This window comes from Tianweitania sp. (assembly GCF_032053605.1).
Lineage (GTDB): Bacteria > Pseudomonadota > Alphaproteobacteria > Rhizobiales > Rhizobiaceae > Tianweitania.
Genome location: NZ_DAMBUH010000086.1, coordinates 1 through 14,683, shown reverse-complemented (window position 1 = coordinate 14,683; position 14,683 = coordinate 1). Strand labels below are relative to the sequence as shown.

General features: G+C 62.2%; 14 protein-coding genes. 8 read left to right on the top strand and 6 right to left on the bottom strand.

Annotated features, from left to right (window positions below; translation table 11 throughout):
* Window positions 1–172: 172 nt before the first annotated feature.
* The 3 genes from cobD to RTX98_RS16060 all read left to right on the top strand — a co-directional run bounded on the left by cobD (window position 173) and on the right by RTX98_RS16060 (window position 2,195).
* Window positions 173–1,201, top strand: a complete 1,029-nt coding sequence (cobD, locus tag RTX98_RS16070; protein ID WP_312797842.1) for a threonine-phosphate decarboxylase CobD — start codon at window positions 173–175, stop codon at window positions 1,199–1,201.
* Entirely contained in the window at window positions 1,198–1,704 is a 507-nt protein-coding gene (locus RTX98_RS16065) for a protein tyrosine phosphatase (protein ID WP_312797841.1), read from the top strand. The genes cobD and RTX98_RS16065 overlap by 4 nt, the downstream gene beginning before the upstream one ends.
* A 71-nt stretch (window positions 1,705–1,775) precedes the next feature.
* Complete coding sequence (locus RTX98_RS16060) at window positions 1,776–2,195, top strand: pyridoxamine 5'-phosphate oxidase family protein (RefSeq protein WP_312797840.1); 420 nt, start codon at window positions 1,776–1,778, stop codon at window positions 2,193–2,195.
* 64 nt (window positions 2,196–2,259) lie between these two features.
* Here RTX98_RS16060 and RTX98_RS16055 read toward each other — a convergent pair whose 3' ends face one another.
* Together RTX98_RS16055 and RTX98_RS16050 are read right to left on the bottom strand one after the other, a co-directional pair.
* The gene (locus RTX98_RS16055; protein WP_312797839.1) at window positions 2,260–4,236 is read right to left on the bottom strand and encodes a bifunctional 2',3'-cyclic-nucleotide 2'-phosphodiesterase/3'-nucleotidase; all 1,977 of its coding nucleotides are present in this window, start codon (window positions 4,234–4,236) and stop codon (window positions 2,260–2,262) included.
* A 131-nt stretch (window positions 4,237–4,367) separates the two neighbouring features.
* Window positions 4,368–4,841 carry an Lrp/AsnC family transcriptional regulator gene (locus RTX98_RS16050; RefSeq protein ID WP_312797838.1) on the bottom strand — a complete coding sequence of 158 codons (474 nt, stop codon included), beginning with the start codon at window positions 4,839–4,841 and terminating at the stop codon, window positions 4,368–4,370.
* A gap of 149 nt (window positions 4,842–4,990) precedes the next feature.
* On the opposite strand from RTX98_RS16050, the gene ald reads away from it, so the two are divergent.
* Window positions 4,991–6,106, top strand: a complete 1,116-nt coding sequence (gene ald / locus RTX98_RS16045) for an alanine dehydrogenase (RefSeq protein WP_312797837.1) — start codon at window positions 4,991–4,993, stop codon at window positions 6,104–6,106.
* A gap of 54 nt (window positions 6,107–6,160) precedes the next feature.
* Here the strand turns inward: ald and RTX98_RS16040 are convergent, their stop codons facing one another.
* Entirely contained in the window at window positions 6,161–7,276 is a 1,116-nt protein-coding gene (locus RTX98_RS16040; protein WP_416223144.1) for an anhydro-N-acetylmuramic acid kinase, read from the bottom strand.
* A gap of 112 nt (window positions 7,277–7,388) precedes the next feature.
* On the opposite strand from RTX98_RS16040, the gene tyrS reads away from it, so the two are divergent.
* On the top strand, window positions 7,389–8,642 hold the full coding sequence (gene tyrS, locus RTX98_RS16035; protein ID WP_312797835.1) for a tyrosine--tRNA ligase: 1,254 nt from the start codon (window positions 7,389–7,391) through the stop codon (window positions 8,640–8,642).
* A 172-nt stretch (window positions 8,643–8,814) separates the two neighbouring features.
* Here tyrS and RTX98_RS16030 read toward each other — a convergent pair whose 3' ends face one another.
* On the bottom strand, window positions 8,815–12,225 hold the full coding sequence (locus RTX98_RS16030; protein ID WP_312797834.1) for a DUF3971 domain-containing protein: 3,411 nt from the start codon (window positions 12,223–12,225) through the stop codon (window positions 8,815–8,817).
* An 89-nt stretch (window positions 12,226–12,314) separates the two neighbouring features.
* On the opposite strand from RTX98_RS16030, the gene RTX98_RS16025 reads away from it, so the two are divergent.
* From RTX98_RS16025 to RTX98_RS16015, 3 genes are all read left to right on the top strand, one after another.
* Window positions 12,315–12,785 (top strand): peroxiredoxin, encoded by a 471-nt coding sequence (locus RTX98_RS16025; protein ID WP_312797833.1) that lies wholly within the window; start codon window positions 12,315–12,317, stop codon window positions 12,783–12,785.
* A gap of 97 nt (window positions 12,786–12,882) precedes the next feature.
* Window positions 12,883–13,266: a helix-turn-helix transcriptional regulator gene (locus tag RTX98_RS16020; RefSeq protein ID WP_312797832.1), complete on the top strand. Its 384-nt coding sequence runs from the start codon at window positions 12,883–12,885 to the stop codon at window positions 13,264–13,266.
* 21 nt (window positions 13,267–13,287) lie between these two features.
* Window positions 13,288–13,629 carry a hypothetical protein gene (locus RTX98_RS16015; RefSeq protein WP_312797831.1) on the top strand — a complete coding sequence of 114 codons (342 nt, stop codon included), beginning with the start codon at window positions 13,288–13,290 and terminating at the stop codon, window positions 13,627–13,629.
* Window positions 13,630–13,648: 19 nt separating this feature from the next.
* Here the strand turns inward: RTX98_RS16015 and RTX98_RS16010 are convergent, their stop codons facing one another.
* Window positions 13,649–14,038: a DUF2155 domain-containing protein gene (locus tag RTX98_RS16010; RefSeq protein WP_312797844.1), complete on the bottom strand. Its 390-nt coding sequence runs from the start codon at window positions 14,036–14,038 to the stop codon at window positions 13,649–13,651.
* A 268-nt stretch (window positions 14,039–14,306) separates the two neighbouring features.
* On the bottom strand, window positions 14,307–14,683 hold a 377-nt coding region (locus RTX98_RS16005; RefSeq protein ID WP_312797830.1), incomplete at its 5' end, for an NADH:ubiquinone oxidoreductase subunit NDUFA12.

Here is a 14,683-nt window from a genome sequence, read left to right as displayed (position 1 = left end):
GCCGTTAGCTTTGCGGGCGGCATCGCTGAAGCCGGCTCGGTTGAGCGTGCGTTCCAGACGCGAGATCAGGACGCCGATCCAGGTCACGGGATGGCCGATGGCGGCGAACAGGCGGTTGGGGTAACCCAGCGCGAGTTCGAGGATCATAGCGAGAAGAGTGAGCAGGACGGACATGCGCAACCAGGCTGAAGTGTGTGAGGTGCCGGACCATGGCGGCAGCCTGGCGCGCGCCGAAGCGCGGTTTCCGCAGGCGTCCCGGCCATGGATCGACTTGTCGACGGGGATCAACCCGCACGCCTATCCGTTTTCGCCCCTGCCCGCCACCGCCTTCTCGCGCCTGCCGGAACCGGCGGAAACGGCTGAGCTGGCGAAGCTCGCAGCGAGGACCTACGGCGTGGCCGATCCGGCCTGCATTGCCTGCGGACCGGGCACGCAGATCCTGTTGCCGCTGGTGATGCGGCTGGTTGAGCCCGGTCGGGCGGCGGTGCTGTCACCGACCTATGCGGAACATGCGCGTGCTGCCGCTTTGGTGGGGCATCAGGTCAGCGAAACCAGTGCGATCGACGATCTCTACGACGCTGATCTGGCCGTCATCGTAAACCCAAACAACCCGACGGGGCGCGTGGTGCCGCGCAGGCAACTGCTCGATCTCGCAAAGCATCTCCACGCTAAGGGCGGGCTGCTGGTGGTGGACGAGGCCTTCATGGAGGTTGGTCCGCAAGACGAAAGCGTGGCCAGTGATGTCGGTGAAGGCGGCTTGGTGGTGCTGCGTTCCTTCGGCAAGTTCTTCGGACTGGCCGGCGTGCGCCTTGGCTTTGTTCTAGTCGAGAAATGGCGTGCGGAGTGGCTGAGCGCGCAGCTTGGACCTTGGGCGGTCTCGGGGCCGACGCTGCATGTTGCCAAGGAGGCGTTGGCTGACGAGGCTTGGAAAGAGGCTATGCGGCCACAGCTAGGCGAAGAAGCGGCGCGACTGGACGGGATCTTGAGCGCTCGTGGCTTGGAGGTTGTCGGCGGGACGAGCCTGTTCCGCTATGTCCGGTCGCCTCATGCCGCTGCCTTGTTCCAACTGCTTGGCGAGCATGGCATTCTGGTGCGGCCGTTCCGCTTTGCCGATGATGTCCTGCGCATCGGTTTGCCGGCGGATGACGCTGCGCTTAGCCGGCTTGATGCGGCGCTCTCTGCGTTCAGGGCGGCGGCATGATCCACGTCACGCCGCTGTCGCGTCTGCCGGAAACGCTTTCTGCTTCGAAGGCGGGGCGCATGATTGCGCTGCAGTCGATCGGGGCGACGTTCGAGCGGCCCGCTGGCATCGCACCGAAAGACTATCTCCAGCTTGAAATGCATGACATCGCGCAGGAACGCGAGGGTTATGTCGCGCCTTCACGCGAGCAGGTTCAGGCGATCCTGAAGTTTGCCGAACGCGTTTCGGCAGACGATCCGATTCTGATTCATTGCTATGCCGGGATCAGCCGATCGACCGCCGCGGCCTATGCCATTGCGGCTGCACTTCGGCCGGAGCTCAGTGAAGAGGCGCTGGCACAGGAGTTGAGGCAAAGCTCACCATCGGCAACGCCGAACCCGCGCATCATCGCGCTGGCCGATGATCTGCTGGGGCGGCAAGGCCGGATGGTGGCTGCGATCCGATCGATCGGGCGCGGTGCGGAGGCGTTTGAGGGCGCGCCCTTCACCTTGTTGGAAAACTGACAGGAAGTGTGAGGCGGGCCGGAACCAAGATCGTGTCTGCCGGTTGAGCGCGGCCAACAAGGAGACAGGTCATGGCCGAGAAAACGCTCGAAGAGATCGCCGCCGCAATGAAGGGCATCGACATCGCGATGCTGACCACCGTCACCGAGGACGGCAGCCTGGCGAGCCGCCCCATGAGCAACAATGGCGACGTCGATTTCGACGGCGACTCCTACTATTTTACCTACGAAGAATCGCGCATGGTCGCGGATATTGAGGAAGAGCCCGCCGTCACGCTGGGCTTTGCTGGCGATGATGGTTTCTATGTCGCGGTTTCCGGCGACGCCGACCTGATCCGCGACAAGGAAGAATTCGAAGCCCACTGGAACCCGGACCTCGACAAGTGGTTCGAAGACGGCATCGACACCCCCAACATCGTGATGATCAAGGTCGAGTCCGATCGCCTGAAGTGGTGGAAGGGCGAAGACGCCGGAGAGTTTACCGACTTCTGATCAGGACGTCCTGCGTTTGATGGATGTGAAAAGGGCCGAATCGATCCGGCCCTTTTTTGTTGCCTCAGAGCGTGATGCGGTACTTCGCGAAGCCGCCCTCGCCCTCGCCAGCCGGCTCGATCTTCACCGCCTTCACATCGCCGATGAAGTCCTTGGCCTTCGGTCCGGTTTCGAACAGAACGCTGGTGTTCGGCAGGGATGCGAAGGACCAATTGGCGTCGGCGGACGGATTGATCGTGCCCTGGTCGACGATGTAGCGCACGATCACGTCGCGGTTGGTGTCCGGGGCTTCGAAGATCACCTTGGACTCGTTAATCTCCGGGAAATTGCCGCCGCCGCCCGCACGGTAGTTGTTGGAGGCGACGACGAATTTGGCGGCCGGATCGATCGGCTTGTTGTCGAACATCAGGTCCTTGATGCGGTTCGAGTGGGCATTCAGAACCTCGCCTTTGACGCCATATTTCGGCGGCTGCGACACGTCGATCCTGTAGGTCACACCGTCGATGACATCGAAATTGTAGGCCGGGAAGTCCGTGTTGATCAGCGGCTGATCGGCCTTGCCGGGCTCGACCTTCCGGAAGATGCCGGCAGACATTTCCAGCCATTCCTTGACCTGCGCGCCGGTGACTTCCAGCGCGCGCACGGTGTTGGGATAAAGATAGAGGTCGGCGACGTTGCGGATCGCGATGTCGCCGGCCGGAACGTCGGTATAGTAATCCGCTCCGCCGCGACCGCCGGACTTGAAGGGTGCCGCGGCAGATAGAACCGGCAGGTCCTTCAACTGCGTCTCCTTCAAGAGATCCTTGATGTACCAGGTCTGTGCCTGGCTCACGATCTGCACGGATGGATCGTCGGCCACCAGCGCGAAATAGGAGTAGAGCGGCGCGGAGGTCTTGCCGACCGGGCGGCGGACATAATCCAGTGTCGCCTTGTGCTCGGCATCGACGGCCTCGACTACCTTCGGCTCATCCTTGACCGCCGCGACAGTGTCACGGCCCTTGCGCTCGGAGATCGGCCGCGCTTCCGACGTGCCGGACACCACCTTCCATTTGCTGTCGTCGCGCTCGAGCAGAAGGTCGATCAGGCCCATATGCGAGCCCCAAAAGCCGCCCATCACGGCCTGCTTGCCCTGCAGCGTACCTTTCTTGGTGTCGACGCCCTGTAAATCCTGAAAATCCTTCGGACCGGGGAAAACCAGATGCTGGTGGCCGGTGAAGATCGCGTCGATGCCGTCCACGCCCGCCAGGAAGAAGGAGGCGTTTTCCATCAGGTCGGTCTTCTTGGTGTCGATGCCGGAATGGGAAAGCGCGATCACGATGTCGGCGCCCTCTTCCTTCATCTGCGGCACCCAGGCTTCCGCCGCCTGCACGATGTCGCGGGTCGCAACATTGCCGCTGAGGTTCTTGGCGTCCCACACCATGATCTGCGGCGGCACGAAGCCGATGATGCCGATCTTGATCGGGTGCTCGTTGCCCGAGCCGTCTTTGATCTGCTTGTCGAGGATCAGGTAAGGCTTGAGGTAAAGCTTGTCGTCGCGCGGATTGGCGGCGAGCTCGGTGCCGCGGATGAGGTTGGCGCAGACGAAGGGATAGTTCGCCCCTGCCAGCACCTTATCCATGAAGGACAGGCCGTAGTTGAACTCGTGATTGCCGAGCGTCGAGCAGTCATAGCCGAGCGTGTTCATCGCCTTGATGACCGGGTGAACGTCGCCCTCCTTCATGCCGCGCTCATAGGCGATGTAGTCGCCCATTGGGCTGCCCTGGATGAAGTCGCCATTGTCGACCAGCATGGAGTTGGTGGCTTCGTCACGAACCGCCTTGATCAGCGATGCCGTGCGCGACAGGCCCATCGTGTCGTTCGGCTTGTCGGCATAATAGTCGTAAGGCAGCACGTTCACATGGATGTCGGTGGTTTCCATGATGCGCAAATGTGCCTGGTTGGCCTGAGCGTGCGCCGAAAACGGATGCAGCGCGATGAGGCCGGCCGTCACCGCCGTGCCGGCCAGAAAGCCGCGGCGGGACATGGCGAGTTGCGTGTTCATGAAACTGCTCCTGATCTGCAAACGAGTCTTAGGTCGGCGGAGTGTTGCGCTGCCAAGCACATCATGTCCAGCATCCAAGTAACCACAGGATTATCGCAAGGCGGCGGCTCGTGGCTGCCTGCAGGTGCAAGTCATGCCAGCTCGGTCTTCAAGCCGAACGCCGTCCGGTCGATGATCTCGCGCATGGCGAAGGACGTGTTGATCTTGATGACATGTGGCATCGCCGTCAGCCATTCCTTGTGGATGCGCTCGTAGTCGGCAAGATCGCGCGCGGCGATGCGCAGGATGTAGTCATACTCGCCGGTCATCAGGTGGCAGGACAGGACGTTCGGACAGCGTTTGATGGCGGCTTCGAACTCCGACAGCGTTTTCTCGAACTGGCCAGACAGAGAGATATGCACGATCGCCGTCATCGGATGCCCGAGGCCTGCCGCCGAGATCTGAGCATGGTAACCGCGGATGGTGCCGGATTTCTCCAGCATGTCGAGGCGGCGCGAGCAGGCGGATTGGGACAAGCCGACTTTCTCAGCCAGAGCTGCATTCGACATGCGACCGTCTTTTTGAAGCGCGCTGAGGATCGCAAGATCAATCTTGTCCAAAGCCATGATCTGCGATTCCTTCGACAAACACCCTTCTACGCGCAAGACTATGTCACGAAGTCACGCGAGAGCAATTGACATCGCAAGGACCTGCGACACCTCATAGGCATACAGTCGCTGCTCTGCGGAACGCCAAAAACAATGGGAGTGCAAACATGCGCGTCGGCTGCCCCAAGGAAATCAAGAACCACGAATATCGCGTCGGCCTCACCCCCGGCGCCGTCCGCGAATATGCGGCGCACGGTCATCAGGTGCTGGTGGAAACCGGCGCGGGTGCTGGCATCGGTGCCGGCGATGACGCTTATCGCGCCGCCGGTGCGACGATCGCCAAGACAGCGGAAGAGGTGTTCGCCAAGTCGGACATGATCGTGAAGGTGAAGGAGCCACAGCCTAACGAATGGGTGCAGCTGCGCGAGAACCAGATCCTTTACACCTACCTGCACCTGGCGCCGGATCCGGATCAGACCAAGGGCCTGCTCGCTTCGGGCGTGACGGCCGTTGCCTATGAGACCGTGACCGACGAGCGCGGCGGGTTGCCGCTGCTGGCGCCAATGTCGGAAGTAGCTGGACGTCTGGCAATTCAGGCCGGTGCGACCTCGTTGCAGAAGGCCAATGGCGGTCGTGGCGTGCTGCTGGGCGGTGTGCCGGGCGTGTTGCCGGGCAAGGTCACGGTGATCGGCGGCGGTGTCGTCGGCCTGCATGCAGCGAAGATGGCGGTTGGTCTCGGTGCCGACGTGACGATCCTCGACCGCTCCATTCCGCGCCTGCGCCAGCTCGACGACATCTTCAACGGCCGCGTTCATACGCGCTACTCGACCGTGGAAGCGCTGGAAGAAGAATGCTTCTCGGCTGATCTCGTCGTCGGCGCCGTGCTGATCCCCGGTGCGGCAGCACCCAAGCTGGTCAGCCGCGAAATGCTGTCTGGCATGAAGAAAGGCGCCGTGCTGGTGGATGTCGCGATCGACCAGGGCGGCTGCTTCGAAACCAGCCACGCCACGACCCATGCCGATCCGACCTATGAGGTGGAAGGCGTGATCCACTACTGCGTCGCCAACATGCCAGGCGCGGTGCCGGTGACCTCCGCCCATGCGCTGAACAATGCGACGCTGCATTATGGCTTGGCACTGGCCGACAAGGGTCTGAAGGCACTGGTCGACGAGCCGCATCTGCGCAACGGCCTCAACGTCCACAAGGGCCGCATCACCAATGCCGCCGTGGCAGACGCGCTGGGCTACGACCTGGCCGAGCCGAAGGCTGTGCTGGCTGCCTGAACGGCACTCAGCGTTTGATTAGGGAACCCGCCGGAGCGATCCGGCGGGTTTTCTTTATGGCTGAACCAGAACACCGCCCGTCGTCGGCTGGCGGCATCCCGTCGTCGTCGGCCATGTTAGCGGCAGGCCGCGTGCGGAGCGTACCGCCAGATAGGCCCAAGCTTCGGCTTCCGTCGCATCACCATCGAGGCCGACATCTTCGGCTGCCAAAACCTCACCATCGGTGTTTTGGACGAGCCTGCGAAGATCGCCGGCGATATGCGGGTTCTTGCGGCCGCCGCCGCAGAGGATCCAGAGCTTGGGCGTGTCTGGCATCTGCTTGCGCGCGGCAAAGACGGCTTCGGCTGCGAGCGCCGCCAGCGTGCGCGCGCCATCGTTAAGGGTCCGGCCTGTCACGCCGGACAGGTCGAAGTCGCTGCGATCGAGTGATTTTGGCGCTGGCTGGGCGAAGAAGGGCAGTTGAAGGTAGGAATCGACAACAGACTGGTGCACGCTGCCCTTTGAGGCAGCAGCACCGTCAGCGTCGTAGGCAAGGCCGCCTTCTCGCTGCATCCATTGATCAATCAGTTGGTTGCCGGGACCGCTGTCGAAGGCCACGGGATCGCCGGATGCGGGCACATAGGTGACGTTGGAGATGCCGCCAATGTTGACGAAGACGGTCGGCGTTTTGCGGTAGGCATCAGAGAGGCTCTTGGCCAGCGCGGCATGGTAGGCTGGGACCAGCGGTGCACCCTGCCCGCCGGCAAGCATATCGGCTGCGCGCATATCATAGACGACGCGAGTGCCGGTTCGTTGTGCGAGCAGTGCGCCGTCGCCGAGTTGAACTGTCAGGCCTTCGGCAGGCCGGTGCAGCACGGTCTGGCCGTGGAAGCCGATGAGGTCAGGTTCCCAGCCCGGGTACTTGGCGAGGAACGCTGCGACGGCTTCGGCGTGGCGCAGTGTGAGATCGCGTTCCAGCTCGGCAAGATCGCCGGGCCGTTCGTCGCGTTGCTTGATTGCTTTCGCCGTCTGCAACGCGGTTTCGACGCGGGAGCGGAAGGCATCATCATAGGGCATAAACAGTGACGGGCCGCGCTCGACGGTGCTTTCGCCGTCGGTTCGCATGGCCGCAACATCGATGCCGTCCATGGACGTGCCACTCATCAGGCCGAGAGCCGTCGTCAGCGTCATCACCCGTCTCCCTTTGATTCCCTTGCCTGCGATGCTAAAGCGCAGCCGTCTTCCTAATCGTTAATAGGTGGAAGCCCTTACCGTCCTCAAGCCTGACCGAAAGTCTGGAACCATGTCTGCCTTCAAGTCCGATTTCCTGCGCACGCTGCAAGAGCGTGGCTTCATCCACCAGATCTCCGACGAGACTAGCCTGGACGAGCTCTTTTCGCGCGAGACCGTGACGGCGTATATTGGCTTCGACCCTACGGCGCCCAGCCTTCATGCCGGCGGGCTCATCCAGATCATGATGCTCCACTGGATGCAGCAGACCGGGCATCGTCCGATCGCGCTGATGGGCGGCGGCACGGGCATGGTGGGCGATCCGTCCTTCAAGGACGAAGCGCGCAAGTTGATGACCCCGGAAACCATCCAGTCGAACATCGACGGCATCAAGAAGGTTTTTTCGAACTACCTGACCTTCGGCGAGGGCCCGCGCGATGCGCTGATGGTCAACAATGCCGACTGGCTGCTTGGGATCAACTACCTCGACTTCCTGCGCGATGTCGGCCGCCATTTCTCTGTCAACCGCATGCTGTCGTTTGACAGCGTAAAGACGCGGCTGGATCGAGAACAATCGCTGTCCTTCCTCGAATTCAACTACATGATCCTGCAGGCCTACGACTTCGTCGAGCTCAGCAAGCGCACGGGTACGCGGCTGCAGATGGGCGGCTCGGATCAGTGGGGCAACATCATCAACGGCATCGATCTCGGCCACCGCATGGACACGCCGCAGCTTTTTGCCTTGACCTCCCCGCTGCTTACGACATCGTCAGGCGCCAAGATGGGCAAGTCGCTGTCGGGTGCGGTCTGGCTGAACCCGGACATGCTGTCGGCCTATGACTTCTGGCAATACTGGCGCAACACCGAGGATGCCGACGTCTCACGCTTCCTGAAGCTCTACACGACGCTTCCTATGGACGAGATCGCACGGTTGTCAGCGCTTGGCGGTTCGGAGATCAATGAGGTCAAGAAGATCCTCGCCATCGAGATCACCGCCATGCTGCATGGGCGTGAGAACGCCGAACAGGCTGCCGAAACCGCGCGCAAGACCTTCGAGGAAGGCGCTCTTGCAAGCGATCTGCCGACGATCGACGTGCCGGCGGCTGATCTGGAGAGCGGCATCGGCCTGCTTGCGCTGATGGTGACCGCAAAGCTTGCCGCGTCCAACGGCGAAGCGCGCCGGCATGTTCAGGGTGGCGCGGTGCGCATCAACGACAAGCCGGTAAGCGACGAGCGAACGCTGGTGGGCACCGCCGAGATCGGCGAAGCCGGCGTGATCAAGCTGTCGCTTGGCAAGAAGAAGCACATCCTGGTGCGCGCGGCTTAGGGCTGGAGCGCGTGCTTCCCTTCTCCCCTTGTGGGAGAAGGTGGATCGACGCACCAGCGTCGAAACGGTTGAGAGGTATTGGCGCGGAGCGTGCCAAGCTGGAGCACCCCTCATCCGACTTCGCTCCGCTCAGCCACCTTCTCCCACAGGGGTAGAAGGAAAGGCGCTCTCGCTAAAACTCGAAGATCGAGCGGAAGATGCCGGGGGCGATGGCCGAGATGGGGTTGATCTGAAGGTCGGGCTTCTTGGCGTTGCCCATCAGACGGAATGTGATGCCGATCAGCGCGCCGTCGCGGCCGTTGCCAAGGATCTGGCCGATGATCGGAATCTCGCCGAAGATGCGGTTGACGCCATAGGCCGGCAAAAAGGTGCCGGTCATGTCCATATAACCCTGAGGGTCATAGAACGTGCCCTGGAAGCTTGCGCCGATTACCGGACCGCGCACCACGCCTTCGCGCAGCATCAGCGAGCCCGGTCCTTTCTTGATCCGGGTAAAACCCCGCTCGAAGGCGACGCTGCTGGTGTCGATCTCCCGCTTCAACGCATCGTTGAGCGACTTGCCGTCCGGCGGAGGGTTGGAAACCAGCGAGCGCAGCTTGGGTTCGTCGACGATGCGGAAGTCGCGCGCATCGACACTGCCGACCATCGGCTTGCCAGTGCGGCCGGCCAGTTCCAGCTCGATGCGGCCGCCATACATATGCTCGTAGACATCGGCAAAGCGCAGGACGCCGCCGGCATCGGTCGCCTGCACGCGCAGCGAATTGCTGCCGCCGGCATTGTCGGTCTGCACCGCCACTGCGCCGCCTGACCCCATGACGCCGCTGAGCCGCAGCGCGCCAGCACCGCTGTCATAGGTGACCTTGAGATTGTTGATCGCTTCGTTGAAGAAGCCGTTGGCTTGGTCAACGGCGACATCCAGCGCCACCGGCATCGCCTCGCCTGTGCCGGATGCGGAAGCGGCGGATTCAGCCAGATAGTGCTTCACCAGGGACCGCGCATCGAACTGCTTGCCGCGCACGCGTACAGTATAGGTCTTGCCGCTGCGCTCAAGGTCGATCGAGGTGTCGTCGCCTCTGTTGAGCCGCACTGTGCCAAGCTTTGCGGAAGCCAGTCCGCCGGCGTTCAGGCGCAAATCGCCGGCAACTGAGAAGCTGTCGCCGCTCAAGCGGAAGTCCTGGAGATCCGTGACGCCATCATGCGCGCTCAAACCAAAGCGCAGCTTCGCCGGCACGCCGGCGCCCTTTTGCCATCCAACCCAAGGCACGCGAACCTCGGTGCCGGTAAGATCAGCCGTAACCTCCTGCCGGTCGCCTTGCGTGGCATCGACATCGAGCAGCATCGGCCCTGAAATCAGCGGATCAAGTGCCGGAAAATGCTTGCGGCGCGCCGCTTCGTCTAAGGTCAGCTGAATGGACCGTTTGCGAGCAACATCCGTGGTCGTGCCCACCGGCTCGGTGAGGTTCAGCCGGGCCGGTATGCCGTTGAGATTGGCATTGGCGGCGATCTCGGCGCGGCGCTGATCGATCGATGCCGTTCCAGCTGCGTCGGTGACCGTCTGACCCGAAAAGGGCTTGGCCAAAGCCAGCTTGTCGAAAGCGAGATCGACGCTCCAATGCACTCGCGCGCGATCGACTTCGCGGCTAAGCGCAATGTCGGCATTGACGGTGCCCCAAATTTCGCCGCTGAGATCCTTGGGCTCCATGCCGATGAAGCGCAGCGCGTTGATCGGTTCGCGTGACGCCAGATCGCCGACTGCCTTGGCATCGCCGGCAAGATCGAGCGTCATGAAGCCGACTGGGCCGCCCGCCTGATGCCCGGGAATGCGCATGGTGCCGTTAGACACAGTCACACGCCGATCCTCCGCCATGGGAGCCTCGCCTTTCGACAAGGTGATGCCGACATCGTTGCCGCCGAAGGTGATCACGCCGGCTGCGTTCTGGACCGTGGGTAGTGTATCGAGCACGTGGATGCGCGTGCCTTCCACCACGAAGCGACCATTGGCTTCTTCGGCCTTGAACGGGATGCCGTCGCCCAAACGGCCGGGCGGCAGCGAAAGGTTGATCTCGCTTTCGATCAGCCGGCCATCGGACACGTTTTTGTGCACCCAGCCGCGCGCATTGGGCGCGACGATGAAGGGCCACAACTGCTTGGCCGAGGCCACCGGCATCGACGTGGTGCCGAGGATAGCGCGGATGCCAGGAGCGCGGCGGCCATCGAAGATGATCTCGCCCTGCCCGGCGAACTGTCCGTCATCTGTGCTGAGCTTGAGATCGTCGATCACGAGTTGGGTTGGATCGGGCAGATACTTGCCGGCGATGCGCGAGGTGATCGCAACGGGCGGCTCGGCGAGGCCCTCAGCTGCCAAGCGCGACCCATCGCTGACCAGCTCGAAGCGGTATGCACGTGCCGCACCCGGTGCATCTGCCGCGACTGGCTGCGGGCCAACCCCGCCGCTGAAGCTCAGTGTGGTCTCGCCGGTTTGAACGGCCGCGCGCTTGATCGCCAGTTCGCCGGAGCCGGTTCGAAGCTGCATGCTGAGCTCGGCGGCACCTGCAATGATGCCGTTCTTGCCGAGGTCGATGGCGGCCCCGGTCATAGAGGCGGTAGCGCTGAGATTGCTCGGTTCGCCGTTGATGCCTTCGTGGCCATCGATATCCATGGCGATGGTGCCAAGGGACGGATCGACCTTGGCGTTGCCATCATCGATCACCGGATCGTCGCGGAAAATGGGGTCCGAATCGAGTTCTACCGTCAGGGACGAGATCTGCATTCCGCCCGGACGCTCGGCATTGCCAGCCAGCGTGATGGTGCGCCCGTTGACGACGAGTTCGGCGTTGATCGTCAGTGCATCGGCCACGCGCTGAAGGGTGGCTGAACGAACGACGAAGGTCGTGGTCTTCTCCAGGCCCGGAAGAACGATCTCGACATTTTCCAGCGCTAGCCGCCTGGTCTGGCCGGAATCCAGTCCGCTGAAAGCGCGATGAAGACCTTCGAAGATCGCCGTCAGCACCTTGTCGGGATCAACGAGACCCTGCTCGTTCTTCAACCCGGCCGCCCAGTCCTGCTCGCCATTCTGCTGCAAGGCACCGGCCACGATGCGCGCGTCGGCAAGGGTGGCGTTGCCGATCTGGATGCGACCTTGCAGCAGTTGCAGCGGCGCAAGGCCGAAACGAACCTCGCCGGCCGAAATCTGCGGCCCACCTGGATTGACTGCGCCGAGCTTCAGGTCCGCGAGGCTCAGGGAGAGAAAGCGCGAGGAGTCGAAGGAAACGCCGAGCCGCCCCAGCGAAGCGGAAACCGGTTCACCCGCAAAGCGGCTGCCGCTTCGCTCGGCCTGTTCGCGCAAACGATCCATGCCGATGGACGGGATGCCGTAGACCGCAAGGAAGAACACGGCGGCCAAAAACAAGCCGATCAGAAGGCTGAAAACTACGCCAATGCGGTGAAGGTGGCGTCGCTTGCGGCGCTTGTGCTGAGGAGACGTCGCCACTTGCGGCCGGGCAGCAGAAGGCAAAGCGCCGAGATCAGCGATCTCGTTGCGCCGGAAGCGGATTCTCTGATGCTCGCGCGGCTCGTTTTCCAACGGGGTCGACGGTTCCTGATCGGCTGATGGACGAATCCGGCTGGGCTCTATATCTCGCGAGAAACGTCACGAGGTAAACGGGTTAGGTTATGGCTGAGCTACAAATTGGCGACACTGCACCGGATTTCGAACTCCCACGCGATGGGGGCGGAACTATGTCGCTGCAATCGCTGCGCGGCCGACCGGTGGTGCTTTACGCTTACCCCAAGGATGACACGAGCGGCTGCACGGCGCAGGCCATCGACTTCACGCGGCTGAAGCCGGACTTCGAACAGGCCGGCGTGACAGTCATCGGCATCTCGCCCGACAGCGTGAAGAAGCACGACAAGTTCAAGCAGAAGCACGAGCTCGGCATCGACTTGATCGCCGATGAAGAAAAGTCGGTGCTGGCGGCGCTCCATGTGTGGAAGGAAAAAAGCATGTACGGCCGCAAATATATGGGCGTCGAGCGCTCCACCTTCCTGATCGACAAGGACGGCAAGATCGCCCGGATCTGGCGCAAGGTTTCCGTACCCGGTCATGCCGAGGAAGTTCTGGAAGCTGCGCGTGCATTAAGCTGACTGTCAGAAACGCGTCACAGCAGGGCGGCTGAGCGACTTGTTTTTGTGCCTCCGCGTGATAGGTCATCCCCTGGCTTAAGGGGTGAAGGAGCGGACTTTGACCGTCATTCGCGCATTCCCGTCGCGCACCGTCGATACCGACACGCTGGGCGGGCGCTTGTCGCGCACGCGCGATGCGAGCGGGATCAGTCTGCAAACGCTGGCGCGGCGCGTCGGCGTGAAGAAGCAGACGATCATCGATTGGGAAAACGACCGTTCCGAACCAAATGTCGAGCGCCTGACGCTGGTTGCCAGCGTTCTCGATGTGACGCTGATGTGGCTGATGCATGGTGTTGGCGATGCGCCTGCCGACGAAATCGGCCCCGATCCCCTCGCCTCGATGACCGCCCAGATCGAGCGCCTGCGCCGCATCCACGAAGATACCGGGCAGATCATCGAGCGCTTGGGACGCGAGATCGAGCGGCTTCATCGCGGGGAATGATCGCCTGCTGACTTGCCAGTCATGAACGTCAAGCTGATCGCGGCTTTCGGAGGCTTTAAGCCTGTTCCCTGGCTGGCCTGGGGCCATAACAACATGGCGCCGCGACTCGTCCTGCATCCCGACAAAATTGAATATCGCCTGTTTCGAACGCGGCTCAGGCCCTACGCCGAGGTCGAGCTGGTCGATTATCGGAGCACATGGCGTACCTTCAACGTCGTGCTGAGCTTTGAAGGCGCTCTAACCACGTTTAACGGGAATACGGGTGAGGAACGAACTGCGCGCGAGGCGATCGCCTATCTGGCCGATCGCGGTTGCCCCTTGTCTGAACGAGCAAATCGCCTGCTGAAATCAACGCCGGCCTGATGCGACGTTCAACAGCCGGTCAGTTCGCCTTGGCGGCTTCGGGCGCCGGGACGTCCGAGGTCTTCTTGCAGGCCTTCAGCCACACGTCATAGACCGGGTGCTCCACGGCGTTGAGGCCGGGGCTTTCGGCGAACATCCAGCCGGTGAAGATGCGGCGGATCTTGCGGTCGAGCGTGATTTCGTCGACTTCCACAAAGGAGTCGGTCTTCGGCTCCTGGTTTTCCGGGCTGGCGTAGCAGACGCGTGGCGTCACTTGCAGCGCACCGAACTGCACGGTCTCATCGATATAAACGTCGAAATTGATGATGCGTCCGGTGATCTTGTCGATGCCGGCAAATTCCGCCACCGAGTTCTTAATGCGCTGGACAGGCACGGCAGGCTGGGGGGCTTCCGTTTCGGGAGCCGGCACCTGTCCCTGCGGGACCTCTTGTCCAGGCTGTAGTTGCTCGTCTTGCGGTGGCGTATCAAAACCCTGAATGCCTTCGAACCCCTGGGGCCCTTCTTGAGCCTGGGCTGCCGGTATGATCAGCATCGCGATCAAACCAGCCATCAGGCTCCGCTTCGCACTCAGCATCATTGATCCAATTCCACCGCAAGCCGCGAGGCACGGCCTTTTTCAACTGTCTCGCGTAGAGGAGAATTGTGGCGAGAAATCTCTTAAGCGCCCGTCGGGGAGATCAGCCGCCCGGCGTCCAAGCATCGTAATCGCCGGTAACCCGCGGACGCTCTTTCTCGTTCAGAATCGAGCCCTTTGGACGGTAAGCGCCAGCTGAGCCCGTAAGGTTCGGCGTATGAGCCTTCTCCCATTCGCGCGGCGTGTAGGTCTCGGCAGGCGGCGGAGTGTCGACGCGGTGATGCATCCAGCCGTGCCAGCCGGGCGGAATCGCCGACGCTTCGGCATAGCCGTTGAACACAACCCAGCGGCGCGGGTTTCCATCGGGATCCAGGCCGCCTTCGTAATAGATATTGCCCAGTGCATCCTGGCCGACTTGCTTGCCCTTGCGCCAGGTAAAGAAGCGCGTTCCGAGCGTTTGGCCATTCCACCAGGTGAAGA